This window comes from Pseudomonas sp. GD04091, assembly GCF_029836165.1.
Classification (GTDB): domain Bacteria; phylum Pseudomonadota; class Gammaproteobacteria; order Pseudomonadales; family Pseudomonadaceae; genus Aquipseudomonas.
Genome location: NZ_JAOEBG010000022.1, coordinates 57530 through 75374 on the forward strand (window position 1 = coordinate 57530; position 17845 = coordinate 75374).

The window sequence follows — 17845 nt, forward strand, 5'->3', positions numbered from 1 at the left end:
ATTTTGGCTATTGGGGCCGCCTTGCGGCCCTTTCGCGACACAAGGCCGCTCCTACAGGACTGCGGCCTTGTGTCGCGAGAGGGCTGCGCAGCAGGCCCAGAGATTCAGCGGCCTAGGTACACCTCGACCACCCGCTCATCCGTCTGCACCTGTTCCAGCGACCCCTCCGCCAGCACACTCCCCTGATGCAACACCGTCACATGGTCGGCAATGCTGCCGACGAAGCCCATGTCATGTTCCACCACCATCAGCGAATGCTTGCCCGCCAACGAACGGAACAGCTCGGCGGTGAACTCGGTCTCGGCATCGGTCATCCCTGCCACCGGTTCGTCGAGCAACAGCAGGCGCGGCTCCTGCACCAGCAGCATGCCGATCTCCAGGAACTGCTTCTGGCCATGGGACAGCAACCCCGCCTGGCGCTGGGCCAGGGGCAGCAGGCGCAGGGTGGCCAGCACCTCTTCGATGCGCTGGCGCTGCTCGCCGGACAACCGCGCGAACAGGCTGGCCCACACCGACTTGTCGGCCTTGAGCGCCAGCTCGAGGTTCTCGAACACTGTCAGCGCCTCGAACACCGTGGGCTTCTGGAACTTGCGCCCAATGCCGGCCTGGGCGATCTGGCACTCGCTCATGCGGGTCAGGTCGAGGGTGTCGCCGAAGAATGCGCTGCCCGTGTCGGGGCGGGTCTTGCCGGTGATCACGTCCATCATCGTGGTCTTGCCGGCGCCGTTGGGGCCGATGATGCAGCGCAGCTCGCCGACGCCGATGTACAGGTTCAGGTCGTTGAGCGCCTTGAAGCCATCGAAGCTGACGCTGATGCCCTCCAGGCTCAGCACCGTGCCGTGGCGGGTGTCGAGCCCGGCCTCGCGGCGCCGGCCCAGGCCGATGGCTTCACGACCGCTGCCGATCTGGTCGAACACCGGTTCCAGCATGAATTCCGGATGCGCCGGGGGCACGCCTCTCATGGCTGTCTCCTTTTCTTCACAAGGCCGACCACGCCCTTGGGCAGGTACAGGGTCACCAGAATGAACAGCGCGCCGAGGAAGAACAGCCAGTATTCCGGGAACGCGACGGTGAACCAGCTCTTCATGCCATTGACCAGGCCGGCGCCGAGCAGCGGGCCGATCAGCGTGCCGCGCCCGCCCAGGGCCACCCACACGGCGGCCTCGATGGAATTGGTCGGCGACATCTCGCTGGGGTTGATGATGCCTACCTGCGGCACGTACAGCGCCCCGGCCAGGCCGCACAGCACGGCGCTGAGCACCCATACCAGCAGCTTGAAACCACGCGGGTCGTAGCCACAGAACATCAGGCGGTTCTCCGCATCGCGCACGGCGGTGAGCAGGCGACCGAACTTGCTCTGGGTCAGGCGCCAGCACAGGTACAGGCTGGCCAGCAGCAGGCCGACCGTGAGCAGGAACAGCACGGCCCGGGTGCCCTGGGCGGCGATGTCGAAGCCGAGGATGGTGCGAAAGCTGGTGAAGCCGTTGTTGCCGCCAAAGCCGGTCTCGTTGCGAAAGAACAGCAGCATGCCGGCGAAGGTCAGCGCCTGGGTCATGATCGAGAAGTACACGCCCTTGATCCGCGAGCGGAAGGCGAAGAAACCGAACGCCAGCGCCAGCAAGCCCGGTGCGAGCACCACCAGGCACAGCGCCCAGGCGAAGTGCTGGGTGCCGGCCCAGTACCAGGGCAGCTCGCTCCACGACAGGAAGGTCATGAACCCCGGCAGCCCGTCGCCGGCCGCCTGGCGCATCAGGTACATGCCCATGGCGTAGCCACCCAGGGCGAAGAACAGGCCGTGGCCCAGCGACAGCAGCCCGGCATAGCCCCAGACCAGGTCCAGGGCCAGGGCGACGATGGCGTAGCAGAGGATCTTGCCGACCAGAGTCAGGGTGTAGGCCGAGACCTGCAGCGTGTGTCCGTCGGGCAGCAGCGACAGCAACGGCAGGGCCAGCAGCACCAGGACGACAACGGCGCCGACGGCCAGCGACACCTGGGTGCCGGCCTTGCGCGAGGCAGTGACAATCAATGGCTGGTTCATCAGTCGATTACCCGTCCCTTGAGGGCGAACAGGCCTTGCGGGCGCTTCTGGATGAACAGAATGATCAGCGCAAGGATGAGGATCTTGCCCAGCACCGCACCGATCTGCGGCTCCAGCAGTTTGTTGGCGATACCCAGCCCGAAGGCCGCCCACAGGCTGCCAGCCAGCTGGCCGACGCCGCCGAGCACCACCACCAGGAACGAGTCGATGATGTAGCTCTGGCCCAGGTCCGGCCCGACGTTGCCGACCTGGCTCAGGGCCACGCCACCGAGCCCGGCGATACCGGAGCCGAGGCCGAAGGCGAGCATGTCGACGCGGCCAGTGGATACCCCACAGCAAGCCGCCATGTTGCGGTTCTGGGTGACCGCGCGCACGTTCAGGCCCAGCCGCGTGCGGTTGAGCAGCAGCCAGGTGAGCAGCACCACCGCCAGGGCGAAGCCGATGATCACCAGGCGGTTGTAGGGCAGCACCAGGTTGGGCAGCACCTGGATGCCACCGGACAGCCAGGCCGGGTTGCTCACCTCGACGTTCTGCGCGCCGAAGATCAACCGCACGGCCTGGATCAGGATCAGGCTGATGCCCCAGGTGGCCAGCAGGGTTTCCAGCGGTCGGCCGTAGAGGTGACGGATCACCGTGCGCTCCAGCGCCATGCCGACGCCCGCGCTGACGGCGAAGGCCACCGGCAGGGCGATCAGCGGGTAGAACTCGATGGCGCCGGGGGCGTAGCGCTGCAGCAGCACCTGGACCATGTAGGTGCTGTAGGCGCCGAGCATCAGCATTTCGCCATGGGCCATGTTGATCACGCCCAGCAGGCCGAAGGTGATCGCCAGGCCCAGCGCCGCCAGCAGCAGGATCGAGCCCAGCGACAGGCCGCTGAAGGCCTGGCCGAGCAGTTCGCCGACCAGCAGCTTGCGCTTGACCTGGGCCAGGCTGGTTTCAGCAGCGGTGCGCACGCCCGGGTCGGCTTCTGCATCGGGTTGCAGCAGCGCTTCAAGGCGGGTGCGGGCCAGCGGGTCGCCGGTTTCGCCGAGCAGGCGCACGGCGGCCAGGCGTACCGCGGGTTCGCTGGCGCCCAGTTGCAGGTTGGCCAGGGCCAGGCCGAGGGCGGCGTGCACGGCGGCGTCCGGTTCGCTGGCGAAGCGGCGGTCGAGGAAGGCCATCTGCGCGGGTTGCGCGGTTTTCTGCAATTGCTGGGCGGCGGCCAGGCGGATGTTGGTCTGGTCGCTGAACAGTTGGTGGCTGGCCAGGGCGTTGTCGATCAGGCCGCGCAGGCGATTGTTCAGGCGCAGTTTGCGGTTGTCGTTGTCGGCGATGCGGCCCTGGCGCAGGTTTTCCAGCAGCGCCAGGCGGGCGGCATCGGGTTGCGCGGCCCAGGTTTCGAGCAGGCGTGCCTGTTCGGCGGGCTTGGCGGTGAGGAAGAATTCACCTTCACTGGCTTGGGTGGCCAGGGGCAGTAATAACAAGAGCGTGAGCAGGAATCTGAGCATTAGGTATTCCTGTGAAGTCAGGGTAAGGCGAGGGCTTCGCCCTCGATCGCGACACAAGGCCGCTCCCACATTGGAACGCGATCTACCTGTGGGAGCGGCCTTGTGTCGCGAAAGGGCCGCAAAGCGGCCCCCAGTCACTCAGTTGCCTTTCACCGCATAATCAGGCCGCTTGTCATTCCCCGGAATGAACGGACTCCAAGGCTGCGCCCGCAACGGCTGCTCGGTCTCCCACACAACACTGAACTGCCCGTCATCCTGGATCTCGCCGATCATCACCGGCTTGTGCAGGTGGTGGTTGCTCTTGTCCATGGTCAGGGTGAAACCCGACGGCGCCTCGAAGCTCTGCCCGGCCAGCGCCTCGCGCACCTTGTCCACATCGGTGCTGCCAGCCTTCTGCGCCGCCTGCGCCCACATGTGAATGCCCACGTAGGTGGCCTCCATCGGGTCGTTGGTCACCGCCTTGTCGGCGCCTGGCAGGTTCTTGGCCTTGGCATAGGCCTTCCAGTCGGCGACGAACTTCTGGTTCACCGGGTTATCCACAGACTCGAAGTAGTTCCACGCCGCCAGGTGACCCACCAGCGGCTTGGTGTCGATGCCGCGCAGTTCCTCTTCGCCCACCGAGAACGCCACCACCGGCACATCGGTAGCCTTCAGGCCCTGGTTGGCCAGCTCCTTGTAGAACGGCACGTTGGAGTCGCCGTTGACCGTGGAGATGACCGCCGTCCTGCCGCCGGCGGAGAACTTCTTGATGTTGGCGACGATGGTCTGGTAATCGCTGTGGCCGAACGGCGTGTACACCTCCTCGATGTCCTTGTCGGCCACGCCCTTGCTGTGCAGGAAGGCGCGCAGGATCTTGTTGGTGGTGCGCGGGTAGACATAGTCGGTGCCCAGCAGGAAGAAGCGCTTGGCGCCGCCGCCGTCCTCGCTCATCAGGTACTCGACGGCGGGGATCGCCTGCTGGTTGGGCGCGGCACCGGTGTAGAACACGTTCGGCGACATCTCTTCACCCTCGTACTGCACCGGGTAGAACAGCAGGCCGTTGAGCTCCTCGAACACCGGCAGCACGGATTTGCGCGACACCGAGGTCCAGCAGCCGAACACCACCGCCACCTTGTCCTGGGTCAGCAGCTGGCGGCTCTTCTCGGCGAACAGCGGCCAGTTGGACGCCGGGTCCACCACCACCGCCTCGAGCTGCTTGCCGTTGACCCCGCCCTTGGCGTTGATCTGGTCGATGGTCATCAGCGCCATGTCCTTGAGCGAGGTCTCGGATATCGCCATGGTCCCCGACAGCGAATGCAGGATGCCGACCTTGATGGTCTCGGCGGCCTGGATGCTCCAGCTCAGGCCCATCGCGGCGATCGATGCGCTGAGGGTGAAGGCCTTGATCAGACTGCGTCGCTTCATGTGCTCACTCCGATGTGATGGTGGGTGTTGGCCTGGTCGGAGATTGCAAGGGCTGTGCCGGGTGATGGAATGTGCGTGATAGAGCGGTTGTGCGACGAATCGGGGCGCGGGGTGGGGCCAGGATGGTGCTTGCAGGCCGGGCCTGCACAGGATTGGGGCCGGGGGCGATGAACACTTTTGACACATAAGCGGTACTTGAGTACCGTGCCGCACCGCAGTAGTTTCTGCGGTTCGGGATTGGCGTCCCGGATACAGAGAGCGGGCACTTTTAGCAGTGTCCTGCATGGCTGCACCCGTTATGGGCGGAGCCGTGTGTGGGAGCCTCCGGGCTCACCGGCTCTCTCTGTCCGGCACGCCAACCCGCACGGCTCCGTCCACCCATATTGGCGTGTGGGTGCGGAGCGTCATTACGGAGAGCCGCAAGGAGATGCACCATGCTCAAGAAGATCGTTCCAGATCCACCGTTCGCATTTGCTGAAATCGCCACCTTTCATCGAGAGGTGCAGCCATGAACCAGGAATCGCTGGTCAACCTCACCCCCCGCAAATCACGTCCCGTCACCGCCAGTGCCCACTTTGGCACCTGCAATCACGCCCACGATCCGATGCTCTCGGTGCAGGCCGGGGTCGATAGCGAGGATGCGCTGGTGTGTGCCGTGGCGGCGTTGAAAGCAGCGTATGAGACCAATGCCGCTGCGCTGGAAAAGGCGCAGGAGCCGTTGCGTAGTTTGCTGACGGCGACGGAGAACTCGCTGGAGAAAGGTCTGGCGCTGGCCGAGGCGGTGCTCGAAGGCTTGGAGCAAGGCTGACAATCGCCGGGGCTGCTGCGCAGCCCTTTCGCGACACAAGGCCGCTCCTACAGATGATCGCGTTCCCCCTGTAGGAGCGGCCTTGTGTCGCGAAAGGGCCGCGCAGCGGCCCCATTGGCCGGATCAGTTGTTAGATGCTTCACGCACCGCCGCACGTGGCTGGCGCTTGCTGCGCACGAACTGATAGGTCACCGCCAGAATCACGAACCAGATTGGCGTCACCAGCAGCGCCGAGCGCGTATCCGCTTCCAGGCTCAGCAGCACCAGGATGCCGGCGAAGAACACCAGGCACACGTAGCACATGAAGCGCCCACCCGGCATCTTGTAGGTGGATTGCTCATGCAGCGCCGCACGCTGTTTGCGGTAGCTCAGATACGACAGCAGGATCAGCGTCCACACGAACATGAACAGCACCGCCGACACCGTCGTCACCAGGGTGAAGGCTTCGATCACGTTGGGTACCAGGTAGATCAGCACCGCGCCCAGCAGCAGGCAGGTGCAGGAGAAGTACAGGCCGTTGGCCGGCACCGCGCGGCGTGAGAGTTTCTCGAACGCCTTGGGTGCATCGCCCTCCTGGGCCAGGCCGAACAGCATGCGGCTAGTGGAGAACACCCCGCTGTTGGCCGACGAGGCCGCCGAGGTCAGCACCACGAAGTTGATGATGCTCGCCGCCGCCGGCAGGCCGGCCAGCACGAACAGCTCGACGAACGGGCTCTTGCCCGGCACCACGTCGCGCCAAGGGGTGACCGCCATGATCGCGATCAGCGCCAGCACGTAGAACACGATGATGCGGATCGGGATCGAGTTGATCGCCCGCGGCAGGGTGCGCTCGGGGTTCTTCGCCTCGGCGGCGGTGGTGCCCACCAGCTCGATGCCGACGAAGGCGAACACGGCGATCTGGAAGCCGGCGAAGAAGCCGAGCATGCCGTTGGGGAACATCCCACCGTCATTCCACAGGTTGGCCAGGGTCGCGGTGTGCCCGCTCGGCGACTGGAAGCCGGTGATGACCATGTACAGACCGGTGGCGACCAGGCCCATGATGGCGATGATCTTGATCAGGGCGAACCAGAATTCCATTTCGCCGAACAGCTTCACGGTCACCAGGTTCAGCGACAGCAACAGGGCCACGCAGCTCAGCGCCGGTATCCACTGTGGCAGGTCGGGGAACCAGAATTGTGTGTAGGCGGCGATCGCCACCACGTCGGCGATGCCGGTGACCACCCAGCAGAACCAGTAGGTCCAGCCGGTGAAGTAGCCGGCCCAGGGGCCGAGCAGATCGGCGGAGAAATCGATGAACGACTTGTAGTTGAGGTTCGACAGCAGCAGCTCGCCCATGGCGCGCATGACGAAGAACAGCATGAAGCCGATGATCATGTAGACGAAGATGATCGACGGGCCGGCCAGGCTGATGGTCTTGCCCGAACCCATGAACAGGCCGGTGCCGATGGCGCCGCCGATGGCGATGAGCTGGATGTGGCGGTTGGTCAGGTTGCGTTGCAGGTGCTGCTCTTCGGAGGGTGTCTGGGAGGTCCGGGTCATGGGCTGCATTCCATTGAGGGTCAGTCTTTTTGTGAGTGAAAGCCGGGTAGGCTATCACGTCGCGTTCCGATCGCGGGTGTGGCAGATCGGCACGATCTTGGCGGTGCAGCGCGTTGTTCGACATGACTGTGGTCAATGGATGCGTCACAGATCCTGGGCTGCTGCGCAGCCCTTTCGCGACACAAGGCCGCTCCTACAGGCGACCGCGATCCCCTGTAGGAGCGGCCTTGCCGAGGCGTCGGACCGGTCGGAAAGGGGCGCAAAGCGCCCCCGGCAATCTCAAGCCTGGACCATGGCTCGGCGTCTCACCACCAGGCTATCCACCCCCCACATCACCACCATCGAGATCCCCACCAGCGGGAAGGCGACCCCCAGCACCACCATCACCCCCACCGCCATCTTCCAGCGCGGCAGGTCATGACGCAGCGGCGGCACGCCCAGCCCACCGGCCGGCTTGCGCTTCCACCACATCACCAGCCCGCTCACCGAGCCCAGCAGGATCATCAGGCATACGATCAAAATCACGATCTGGTTCAGCGGCCCGAACATCTTCCCTTCGTGCAGCATCACTCCCAGCTCCGTGGCGCGGGCCACCGGGCTGTAGTCCTGCCAGCGCACATCGGCCAGCACCTTCCCGGTGTACTGGTCCACATGCAGGGTGGCGTCGTTGCGCGGATCGTCGGCGAACACCGCGATGGTGAACACACCATCGGCAGTGGTCGGCAGGGTGATGCTGTAGCCCGGCTCGACCTTGCGCAGGCTGGCTACGTCCTCGACCTGTTGCAGGCTCACCTGCGGTGCCGCGGGTGCCTGGTCCATCATGTGGTGCCCGGCATGTTCGGCATGGGCGCCGGACACCGGCATCGGCGTGTTCTCCATGGCCCAGGGCACGGTCTGGCGATGCGCGCTGTTGAGGTCGCGCGCTTCTTTATCGGACTTGGGCACGTCGTTCCACATGGCCGCCGGGAAGCGGTTCCACAGGTCGGCGTACTGTTTGCCCCACAGCCCGGTCCAGGTCATGCCGCTGAGCAGCATCAGCAGCAGCAGGGCCGAACCCCAGAAACCGGTGACGGCGTGCAGGTCGCGCCACAGCACCCGGCCGCGTGCGCTGAAGCGCGGCCACAGCACGCCCGCGCTGCTGCGTCCGCGTGGCCACCAGAGATAAAGGCCGGACACCACCAGGACGATGCCCCAGCCGGCGGCCAGTTCCACCAGCCGGTCGCCGAGCGTGCCGACCATCAGCTCGCCATGCAGGGCGCGGGCGATGGCCTGCAGATTCTGCTTGCCGTCCTGCGCGCCCAGCACTTTGCCGCTGTACGGGTCGACGAAGACATTCAGCTCGCGGCCCGCGTCATGCACCACGAACTGCGCGCTGCGCTCGGCATTCACCGGCGGCAGGTACTGGCCCACGTGCCCTTGTGGATAAGCCTGGCGCACAGCGGCCAGCAGCGTGTCGGCGTTCTGCCGGTGGTGGCCGGCCTCGACTACCATCAGCTCGCGGTACATCAGTGGATCGAGCTGAGGCTTGAATAGGTAGATGATCCCGGTGATCGCCAGCAGGATCATGAACGGCGCGACGAACAGCCCGGCATAGAAGTGCCAGCGCCACGCCAGGTTGTAGAACGAGGGGGTTGGTTTGCTCACGGGAGCCTCCCTTGGACCTGAGTGGGGCGCGGTCAGGCCCGCGCCCGTTCGTTATTGTCAGAAGCTGATGTCGACCTTGGTCCAGAAGGTCCTGCCTGGCTCGTTCACCGGTTGCGGGTCCGCCGCCGGGTAGCCGAACCCGGCATTCCCGGCCAGGTTCAGGTGCTCGGCGTAAGCCTTGTCGAACAGGTTGTCGACGCCCGCGCTGAGCTTGAGGTTGCTGTTGACCTTGTAGGCGCCGTTGAGCGAGAACACGCCGAAGCCGCCGCTCTTCTCGTAGTCCTTGCCGACCACGTTGCCCTGGTTCTGGGCGATGCGGTTCTGCGCCGCCACCAGCCGCCACAGGGTGCCGACGCTCCAGGCGTCGCGGCTGTAGGTCAGGCCCAGGCGGCTTTCCAAGGGTGGCATCTGCGGCAGCGCCTTGCCATCGCTGCTGTTCTTGCCCCAAGCGTAGGCGAGTGTCGCATCGGCCTTCCAGCGCTCGGTGAGCTTGTAGGCCGCGCCCAGCTCGCCGCCCATGACCCGGGCGTCGATGTTCTGCGCCTGGGAGCTGAGCATGCCCATCATGCCGGGGCGGTAGTCGAACAGGATGTAGTCGCGGATCTGCCCGACATAGCCCGAGGCCCAGGCCTCCAGGCGCTCGTCGCGGTACTGGATGCCGAAGTCGAGCTGGGTGGTCTTCTCCGGCTTGATGCCGTCGAAGGCGTTCACCGAACCTGCGGGGGCCAGCTTGGGCGAGAACAGCTCCCAGTAGTCGGGGAAGCGCTGGGCGTGGCCGAGGCCGATGTAGGTGGTGGCCGGGATCGCCGCCAGGTCATGCTCGTAGCGCACGAAGCCGCTGGGCAGGGTGTCGGCGCGGGTATCGCCTTCGGTGGCGCTGCCCTTGCGGAAGTCGCGGGCCGAGGCGCGGTCCAGGCGTGCGCCGGTGATCAGGCGATCCTCGCCGGTGGCGTACCAGGTCAGCTCGCCGAAGGCGCCGTAGTTGTGGAAGTCGGCGTCCTTGGTCCAGGGCTTGCCCTTGTGCGCATCGATGCCCATGCCGCCGCGCTGGCGGTGTTCGTTGGTCTGCGCGTCGATGCCGCTGATCAGCTGCACGTCGGCCCAGCGCCAGGTGGCCTTGATCCGCGCGCCGAGGGTGCGGCGGTCGACGTTGCTGACCATGGGCATGCCCATCATGCCGCTGCCCGACGGGGTGCGCAGGCTGTAGTTGTCCATCACGTGGTCGGCGTAGTTGTAGTAGACCTGGGCCTCGACCTTGTCGAGCACCTCGCCGAGGTTGGACTTCTCGAAGCGCAGCCCCAGGCTTTCGCGCTTGAACTGCGAGCCGTCCATGCCGCGCCCGGCGTAACGGGCTTCGCCGTCGCCCTTGCCGGCGGTGAGTTCGAGCAGGGTGTCTGCGTCTGGGGTCCAGCCCAGGGCGACGTCGCCGTTCCACTTGTCCCAGCGCGAGGGCACGGTGTCGCCGTTGCCGTCCTCGTAGTCGTCCGAGCGCGACTGGTTGCCGACGAAGCGCACGTAGCCGAGGCGGTTGCCGGCGGCGGCATCCAGCACTTTGTCGAAGCGGCCGTTGGAGCCGGCCAGCAGGCTGGCGTTCACGCGGCTGCCCAGCTCGCCGAACTTCTCCGGCTCGCGGTCGAACAGGATCGTCCCGGCCGAGCCGCCCGGGCCCCAGATCACGCTTTGCGGGCCTTTGATCACGGTGAGGCGGTCGTAGGTTTCCGGCGAGATGTACGAGGTAGGGGCGTCCATGCGGTTGGGGCAGGCGCCGAGCATCACGCCGCCATTGGTGAGGATGTTCAGGCGCGAGCCGAACATGCCGCGCAGCACCGGGTCACCGTTGGTGCCACCGGAGCGGATCGCCGAGAAGCCGGGGATGGTCTTGAGGTAGTCGGCGCCGTCGCTGGCGGGCACGGGCTGGCGTGGGTCCTTGGGGTTGGTGACCACGGTCAGCGGCGAGCTCGGGGCGATGGCGGTGATCACCGTCGGGCTCAGTTCGGCCGGGTCGTGACCGTGGCCTTCGTGGCCGGTTTCGGCGGCGAGGGCCAGTGGCGCGAGCAGCGAGCCGCAGAGCACGGCGACGGTGCCACGCAGGGAAAGGGCAAAAACAGGGGTGCAGCCGGACATAATGATTCCAGTCGATCAGTCATGAGTCAGCGCGAAGCCTCCTGGCCTCGGGCGTTTAGCGTGCTGTGTTCAGGCGACGATCGAACGGGGTGGCGCGCGGCTGCGGGCGCCGGGGAATACAGCCTGCCGGGCATGGCCCTGGCGCGTGGCGACGGTGAGGTGGGCGGCTGGGGTGGCGCTGCCCGCGCTGAGCGGGCTGAGGGTCTGGGGCAGGGCGGGGCAGTTGAACAGCAGGCTGCAGTAGCCGCACTTCTCCCACATCACATGCAGCTGGCCGTCGTTGCCTTGGCCGTGGTGGTGATCGTGGCCGTGCTCCATGGGCATGGCCATCGACATGTCCATGGACATGCCGGCGTGATGCTCCATCGGCATCGACTGGGAAACCAGCGGGCCGATGAAGATCATCCACATGGCGAACAGGCTCAGCCAGCCGCCACCGACGCGCCTGCGATCAGGGCGGGTGCTGCGGACGGAGCTGTAGCGCGGCAGGCTCATGGCGAGCGCCAGTCAGCTATGGATCAGTGCGCGTGCTCGTGCGTCGCCTGGTCGGCGGGCGGCTGCTTCTGCACGGCGACCTCGACGGTGACGTCACCGGCTTTCTCGAAGTGCAGGATCAGCGGGAAGCGCTTGCCATCGGTCAGCAGGCTGCGGTCCTTGGGCTGCATGATCATCACGTGGTAGGCGCTGGGGGCGAAGGACAGGTCTTTGCCGGCGGGCACCACCACGCTCTGCACCTGCTGCATCTTCATCGCGCCGGCGGCGCTCATCGCATGCTCGTGCAGCTGGGCGTCGGTGCTGATCGGCGTGTCCACCGAAAGCAGGCGGTCATCGGCCTTGCCGTTGTTGTGCACGACGAAGTAGGCCGCGACGTTGGGCGCGTTCGGCGGCAGCTCCAGCGACCAAGGGTGGGCGATGTGCAGGTCGCCGACGCTGTACTCGTGGGCGTTGGCGAAAGCCGTGGGCAGCAGCAGGGCGGCCAGGACGAGGGCTTGCTTGAGCATGGGTGAGTCTCCGATCTGTTGAGGTTCAGGCAGACAGCGTAGTGAACTCAGGCCAGCGGAGAGGCACGGGGATTGAGCGCGGGCCAGAGCTGGCGCGGCGTGGGTTGGTAGTCGGCAAGTTGCGGCAGGTGACCTGCGGGGAGCGCGGGAGGGTTGTGCAACTGTGGCGGGTAGCCAGGCAGGGCCAGCAAGGGCGCCGCGCCCAGGCAGCACCAGCAGTTCATCATGCTGGCGCTGTCGTCGTTTTGCGTGCCCAGGTCGATCTTGGCCAGGCCCTGGACATCGACCTTGGCCTTGCCGGCCATGCTGGAGCAGAAAGCCCCCCACAGCAGCTGCTCGGCCGGGCCCTTGGGCGCGGCGGAGGACAGCGGCATGGCCAGCAGGTTGAACAGCACTGCAAGGCAGGCTATCCAGGCGATGTGCCGACGTGGGGGCATGGAGAGATCCGGTCAGGAATCGTGATGGCTATTGTACGGCGGAGTATAGGTAAAAATGCCGGGGTGCGGTGAAGTGCCGCACCTGGGGCTGCCGTCGCGACACAAGGCCGCTTCCACAGGAGGATGCGATTCCCTGTGGGAGCGGCCTTGTGTCGCGAAAGGGGCGCAAAGCGCCCCCGGCGCTATCAGGCCTTGCCACGCCCCAGCAGCCCGCGCACGGTCTCCTGCAGGTCGGCCGGCAGTACCACGACTTTCGAATTGTCGCTGGCCGCCAGGTTCTCCATTGCCCCGATATACCGCTCACCCAGCAGGTACATGGCCGGCACGGTCTCGCTGCCCACCGCCTCCTTGACCAGGGTGATCGCCCGCGCCGAGGCTTCGGCCAGGTTGACCTGGGCTTCGGCATCCAGCTTGGCCGCCTGCAGGCGTGCCTCGGCCTCGAGAATCGCCGCCTGCTTGTTGCCTTCGGCGCGGGTCACGTCGGCTTTACGCTCACGCTCGGCGGCGGCCTGGCGCTCCATGGCGGTCTGCATGCTCGGCGATGGCTTGATGTCCTGGATCTCCACCGAGCGCACGGTCACGCCCCAGTCTTCGGTCTGCTCGGACATCGCCTCGCGCAGGCGTGCCTTGATCTGCTCGCGGCTGGACAGCGCCTCGTCCAGGTCCATGGCGCCGACGATGGCGCGCAGCGAGGTCATGGTCAGGCTGGTGACGGCGAACGAGAAGTTCTGCACGCCGTACGAGGCCTTCTGCGGGTCGACCACCTTGGCGAAGCACAGGGCGTTGGCGACGATCACCGCGTTGTCCTTGGTGATGATCTCCTGCTGCTGCACGTCGAGGATGATGTCCTTGGTCGGCAGGCGGTAGGCGACCACGTCCATGTAAGGGATGACGATGTTCAGGCCGGGCTTGAGGGTGCTGTGGTAGCGGCCCAGGCGCTCGACGATCCATTCCTCGCCCTGGGGCACGATGCGCACCCCCTTGAACACGGTGATCAGGACGAATGCGGCGAGGGTGCCGACGACGATGAGGCTGGTCATGCTTGCGAACTTCCTTTTAGTGCGGATTCAGGCCCGGGTGACCCGGGCGATGTTGCCTTCGATGGCGGCCAGGCGCACGCGCTCGCCGGCGGGGATGTCGTTGTCGGCGACGCAGGTCCATTCCTCGTTGCCGAGGATCGGTTTCTGGAAGCGCACGCGGCCTTTCTGGAACTGCGACACGCTGGTGGTCAGCAGGCCGACCTCGCCGATCACGCTGTCGGCGGTCCAGCGTACATCCGGCTTCTTGCGGCGGAACACCTTGAACCAGAGCACGGTGGTGAGCGACGAGAACACTACCCACAGCAGGCCTTGCATATCGAGTTGCAGGCTCGGGGCGAGCAGCGAGATGAGCGACACCAGCACGGCGCCGATGCCGAACCAGAGAATGAAGAACGTGGGCAGGACCAGTTCCAGCAGGATCAGGGCCACGCCGAAGACGAGCCAGATCCACCATTGCATTTCCATATGGGTGGAGCCTTCCAGTTGGGGGAGGGTGAGTTTACGGCAGGTCTGTGGCACCAGGCCATCGCTGGCTCAAGGGCAGGGTGTAAGCCAGTCCTCCACCCGCAAGCCGGGAACACGTTGGAACTCGCGCAGGTTGTTGGTCACCAGTACCAGGCCACGTGCCCTGGCATGTCCGGCGATCATCTGGTCATAGGGGCCGATCGGTGTGCCAGCCTTGGCCAGTTCGGCACGCAGCTGGGCGGTGTGTGCAGCGGCTGGGATGTCGTAGTCGAGCACTTCGAGCCGTGCGGCGAAGCCTTCGACAATGGCAAGGTTGCGTTCCGGTGCGGCGGACTTCTCCGCGCCGTAGATCAGTTCCATCAACGTCATGGTGCTCATGGCCAGTTGGCCGTGGTGGCGGTTGAACGCGTCACGCACGGCCTGTGGCTTGTTCTTGATGGTGAAGATGCAGATGTTGGTATCGAGCATGTACCTGAGCATCAGAGTCCTTCTCGCTCCTGGTCGGCGGGCTGTTCCCGGCAGGCCATGAAGTCCGCACTCACGTCGTCACCCTCGAACCAGCTGTCCCAGGCTTCGCCGGCGGGCGAGATGATGCGCGAGCGCCCGACCGCGACGATGTCCACGCGGGTGACGTCTTCTGGAAGGGCGAGGGCTTTTGGCATGCGGATAGCCTGGCTGCGGTTGCTTTTGAAGACTGCACCTTGGTCCATGATGGGCCTCCTTGAAAGCGCAAATGTATGTCCGGAGTTTAATTCCGCAGATGGATATGTCAACGGGATATACGTGGTGCGGTTCAGGCTTCAGGCAGGCCAAGCGCATCCAGCAGCAGACCCGAATCTTGAAACTCCCGATCCACTTCCGGCAGCAGCGGCCGCTTTAGAACCAGCACCGGCACCCCACGCTCCCGTGCCACCTCCAGTTTCGGCTCGGTGGCTGTGCTGCCGCTGTTCTTGCTCACCAGCACGTCGATCCGCCGACGTGCGAACAGGGCACGCTCATCGTCGATGAGGAAGGGCCCGCGAGCACCGATCACCTCGCAGCGTTCATTGGCAGGGCACGCCTCGAGCGCGCGCAGGGTCCAGAACTGGTGTGGTGGAATGTCGTCCAGGTGTTGCAGGGGCTCGCGACCAAGGGTGAACAAGGGGCGCTCGAACGGGGCCAGCGCCTCGATCAGCCCGGCCCAGTCCTCGACTTCGCGCCAGTCATCGCCGGGTTGTGCCTGCCACGCCGGGCGGCGCAGGGCCCAGCAGGGAATGCCGGCGCTGCGTGCGGCGAGAGCCGCGTTGCGGCTGATCTGCGCAGCATAGGGATGGGTGGCGTCGATCAGCAGGTCGATGCCGGCATCGTGAAGGTACTCGGCCAGGCCTTCGGCGCCGCCATAGCCGCCGACCCGCACCTGGCAGGTGAGGTCCTGGGGAATGCGGCCGATGCCAGCGAGGCTATAGACATGCTGTGGGCCGAGTCGTCGGGCGATGGCCAGGGCTTCGGTGACGCCGCCGAGCAGCAGGATGCGGCCATTCATGCCACACCTGCCTTGCCGACGATGCCGCCCTGGCGGTCGATGGCGAACACTTCCACCTGCACCAGGGCAGGCACCACGCTGCGGGCGAAGGCCAGGGCGTGGCGGCACACCTCATCGCCCAGGGCGATGCCGGCGGCATGCGCGAGGGCGAGGGCCTGCTGGCTGGTGTTGGCGGCGATGATCGCCTGTTGCAGTGCCTGGTCCGCGCCAATGGCCGCCGCCCAGCCCGCCAGCTGCGGCAGGTCGATGCTCGAATGGCGGCTGTGCAGGTCCATGTGGCCGGCCGCCAGCTTGCTGATCTTGCCGAAGCCACCGCATAGCGTGAGGCGCGGCACCGGCACCTTGCGCAAGTGCTTGAGCACGGCGCCGACGAAGTCGCCCATTTCGATCAGGGCGATCTCCGGCAGGTTGTAGACCCGGCGCATGGTGTCTTCGCTGGCGTTGCCGGTGCAGGCAGCGATATGGGGGTAGCCGTTGGTGTGGGCGACATCGATGCCTTGGTGGATCGAGGCGATGTAGGCCGAGCAGGAGAACGGCCGGACGATACCGCTGGTACCCAGGATCGACAGCCCGCCGAGGATGCCCAGGCGGGGGTTCATGGTCTTCAGGGCCAGCTGCTCGCCGCCCTGCACGTTGACCGTGACCTCGAAGCCGCCCCTGTAGCCACAGTCGCTGGCCAGTTGCAGCAGGTGGTCGCTGATCATCTTGCGGGGGACCGGGTTGATGGCCGGTTCACCGACCGCCAGCACTAGCCCCGGGCGAGTCACGGTGCCGACGCCACTGCCGGCGACGAAGCGAACGCCAGGCTCGGCGAGCAGGCGCACCTGGCTGTAGAGCAGGGCACCGTGGGTGACGTCGGGGTCGTCGCCGGCATCCTTCAGGGTACCGGCCTCGGCGGCGTCGCCCTTGAGATGGCAGAACTCCAGGCGCATCTGCACCTGTTTGCCCTTGGGCAGGGTGATCTCCACCGCATCGTTGTGCTGGCCGGTCAACAGCAGGCGTGCCGCGGCCAGGCTGGTGGCGGTGGCACAGCTGCCGGTGGTCAGGCCGCTGCGCAGGGGAGCGGGCTGCTCGCGGGTTTCTTCACGCATCGTGGGGTTTCACCACGTCGAGCAGGGTGATTGGCAGGGCCTGGCGCCAGGTGTCGAAACTGCCCAATGGTTGAGTATGGGCGATGTGAAGGCGGCTCAGTTCGCCGCCGTGCTGCTCGCGAAACTGTGCCAGGGCGACCTCGCTTTGCAGCGTGACGGCATTTGCAACAAGGCGCCCGCCCGGCAGCAGGCGCTCCCAGCACAGGTCGAGCACGCCTTCGCGGGTGACGCCGCCGCCGATGAAGATTGCATCCGGACGCTCCAGCCCAGACAACGCTTCGGGTGCCTTGCCGCAGACTAGCTGCAGGCCGGGTACGCCGAGGGTGTCGCGGTTGTATTCGATGAAGCCCTGGCGGCCTTCGTCGGCTTCGACTGCCAGGGTGCGGCAACTGGGGTGGGCGCGCATCCACTCGATGCCGATGGAACCGCAACCGGCGCCCACGTCCCACAGCAGCTCGCCGGGTTGCGGGGCGAGGCGGGCCAGGGTGATCGCTCGTACGTCGCGCTTGGTCAGTTGGCCGTCGTGACGGAAGGCGCTGTCGGGCAGACCGGCCACTCGCGGCAGGCGCGGGGTGTCAGGCGAGGCCTGGCACTGGATGGCGACCAGGTTGAGCGTGGCGATGTCGGTGTGTGGCCAGTTGTCGGCGGTGCCGCTCAGCATTCGCTCCTGCGGGCCGCCGAGGTGTTCGAACACCTGGAGACGGCTGGGGCCGAAGCCACGCTCGCGCAGCTGCGCGGCAATGGCCGCCGGGCTGCTCTCGTCGTTGCTCAGCACCAGCAGGCGCACGCCGCTGTGCAGGTGGGCATTGAGCGCGGCCAGCGGGCGGGCCACCGCCGAGACCACCTGCACGTCCTGCAACGGCCAGGCCAGGCGGGCGGCGGCGAGGGCGCAAGAGGAGGGCATCGACAGCACCTGCAGTTCCTCGGCGGGCAGCTGGCGCGCCAGGCTGGCGCCGACGCCGTAGAACATCGGGTCGCCGCTGGCCAGTACGCACACCGGCTCGCCGCGCAGGGCCATGACCGGGGTCAGCGAGAAAGGGCTGGGCCAGTGCAGCTGCTCGGCGGTCACGCAGCGTGGTAGCAGCGCCAGCTGGCGTGGGGCCCCGATGATTCGGGTGGCGGACAGCAGGGCGCGGCGGGCCTGTTTGCCCAGGCCGCTGAAACCGTCTTCGCCGATGCCTATTACTGTCAGCCAGGGGGCCATCGTGTCCTCTTCAACACCGGATGGGGCACTGCGTGCCCCTT

The 17845-nt window shown here is 66.3% G+C and carries 18 protein-coding genes; 1 reads left to right on the forward strand and 17 read right to left on the reverse strand.

Annotated elements, in window-relative coordinates:
* Positions 1-104: 104 nt before the first annotated feature.
* The 4 genes from urtD to urtA form a co-directional block, all read right to left on the reverse strand.
* Complete coding sequence (gene urtD / locus N7422_RS21735; protein WP_279808460.1) at positions 105-962, reverse strand: urea ABC transporter ATP-binding protein UrtD; 858 nt, start codon at positions 960-962, stop codon at positions 105-107.
* Positions 959-2038 carry an urea ABC transporter permease subunit UrtC gene (gene urtC / locus N7422_RS21740; protein WP_279808461.1) on the reverse strand — a complete coding sequence of 360 codons (1080 nt, stop codon included), beginning with the start codon at positions 2036-2038 and terminating at the stop codon, positions 959-961. Before urtC ends, urtD begins: the two co-directional genes overlap by 4 nt.
* A complete protein-coding gene (gene urtB / locus N7422_RS21745; protein WP_279808462.1) occupies positions 2038-3525 on the reverse strand; it encodes an urea ABC transporter permease subunit UrtB in 1488 nt (495 codons plus the stop codon). Before urtB ends, urtC begins: the two co-directional genes overlap by 1 nt.
* Before the next feature lie 138 nt (positions 3526-3663).
* Positions 3664-4929 carry an urea ABC transporter substrate-binding protein gene (gene urtA / locus N7422_RS21750; protein ID WP_279808463.1) on the reverse strand — a complete coding sequence of 422 codons (1266 nt, stop codon included), beginning with the start codon at positions 4927-4929 and terminating at the stop codon, positions 3664-3666.
* A gap of 508 nt (positions 4930-5437) precedes the next feature.
* Between urtA and N7422_RS21755 the strand changes: the two genes are divergently transcribed.
* Positions 5438-5737 (forward strand): hypothetical protein, encoded by a 300-nt coding sequence (locus tag N7422_RS21755; RefSeq protein WP_279808464.1) that lies wholly within the window; start codon positions 5438-5440, stop codon positions 5735-5737.
* 123 nt (positions 5738-5860) lie between these two features.
* Here N7422_RS21755 and cycA read toward each other — a convergent pair whose 3' ends face one another.
* The 13 genes from cycA to cbiE all read right to left on the reverse strand — a co-directional run bounded on the left by cycA (position 5861) and on the right by cbiE (position 17804).
* Positions 5861-7276 carry a D-serine/D-alanine/glycine transporter gene (cycA, locus tag N7422_RS21760; protein ID WP_279808465.1) on the reverse strand — a complete coding sequence of 472 codons (1416 nt, stop codon included), beginning with the start codon at positions 7274-7276 and terminating at the stop codon, positions 5861-5863.
* 279 nt (positions 7277-7555) lie between these two features.
* Positions 7556-8920 (reverse strand): PepSY domain-containing protein, encoded by a 1365-nt coding sequence (locus N7422_RS21765; protein ID WP_279808466.1) that lies wholly within the window; start codon positions 8918-8920, stop codon positions 7556-7558.
* 57 nt (positions 8921-8977) lie between these two features.
* On the reverse strand, positions 8978-11044 hold the full coding sequence (locus N7422_RS21770) for a TonB-dependent copper receptor (RefSeq protein ID WP_279808467.1): 2067 nt from the start codon (positions 11042-11044) through the stop codon (positions 8978-8980).
* Positions 11045-11113: 69 nt separating this feature from the next.
* Complete coding sequence (locus N7422_RS21775) at positions 11114-11539, reverse strand: DUF2946 domain-containing protein (protein WP_279808468.1); 426 nt, start codon at positions 11537-11539, stop codon at positions 11114-11116.
* Between the two features lie 23 nt (positions 11540-11562).
* Positions 11563-12045 carry a copper chaperone PCu(A)C gene (locus N7422_RS21780; protein ID WP_279808469.1) on the reverse strand — a complete coding sequence of 161 codons (483 nt, stop codon included), beginning with the start codon at positions 12043-12045 and terminating at the stop codon, positions 11563-11565.
* Positions 12046-12092: 47 nt separating this feature from the next.
* Complete coding sequence (locus tag N7422_RS21785; RefSeq protein WP_279808470.1) at positions 12093-12482, reverse strand: DUF2946 domain-containing protein; 390 nt, start codon at positions 12480-12482, stop codon at positions 12093-12095.
* A 185-nt stretch (positions 12483-12667) separates the two neighbouring features.
* The gene (locus N7422_RS21790) at positions 12668-13522 is read right to left on the reverse strand and encodes an SPFH/Band 7/PHB domain protein (protein WP_279808471.1); all 855 of its coding nucleotides are present in this window, start codon (positions 13520-13522) and stop codon (positions 12668-12670) included.
* Between the two features lie 27 nt (positions 13523-13549).
* Complete coding sequence (locus N7422_RS21795; RefSeq protein ID WP_279808472.1) at positions 13550-13987, reverse strand: NfeD family protein; 438 nt, start codon at positions 13985-13987, stop codon at positions 13550-13552.
* Between the two features lie 69 nt (positions 13988-14056).
* Positions 14057-14467 (reverse strand): tRNA(fMet)-specific endonuclease VapC, encoded by a 411-nt coding sequence (gene vapC / locus N7422_RS21800; protein ID WP_279808473.1) that lies wholly within the window; start codon positions 14465-14467, stop codon positions 14057-14059.
* The gene (vapB, locus tag N7422_RS21805) at positions 14467-14697 is read right to left on the reverse strand and encodes a type II toxin-antitoxin system VapB family antitoxin (protein WP_279808474.1); all 231 of its coding nucleotides are present in this window, start codon (positions 14695-14697) and stop codon (positions 14467-14469) included. Before vapB ends, vapC begins: the two co-directional genes overlap by 1 nt.
* Positions 14698-14780: 83 nt before the next feature.
* Complete coding sequence (locus tag N7422_RS21810) at positions 14781-15509, reverse strand: cobalt-precorrin-6A reductase (RefSeq protein WP_279808475.1); 729 nt, start codon at positions 15507-15509, stop codon at positions 14781-14783.
* A complete protein-coding gene (locus N7422_RS21815) occupies positions 15506-16600 on the reverse strand; it encodes a cobalt-precorrin-5B (C(1))-methyltransferase (protein ID WP_279808476.1) in 1095 nt (364 codons plus the stop codon). Before N7422_RS21815 ends, N7422_RS21810 begins: the two co-directional genes overlap by 4 nt.
* Positions 16593-17804 carry a precorrin-6y C5,15-methyltransferase (decarboxylating) subunit CbiE gene (cbiE, locus tag N7422_RS21820; protein ID WP_279808477.1) on the reverse strand — a complete coding sequence of 404 codons (1212 nt, stop codon included), beginning with the start codon at positions 17802-17804 and terminating at the stop codon, positions 16593-16595. The genes N7422_RS21815 and cbiE overlap by 8 nt, the downstream gene beginning before the upstream one ends.
* Between the last annotated feature and the right edge of the window lie 41 nt (positions 17805-17845).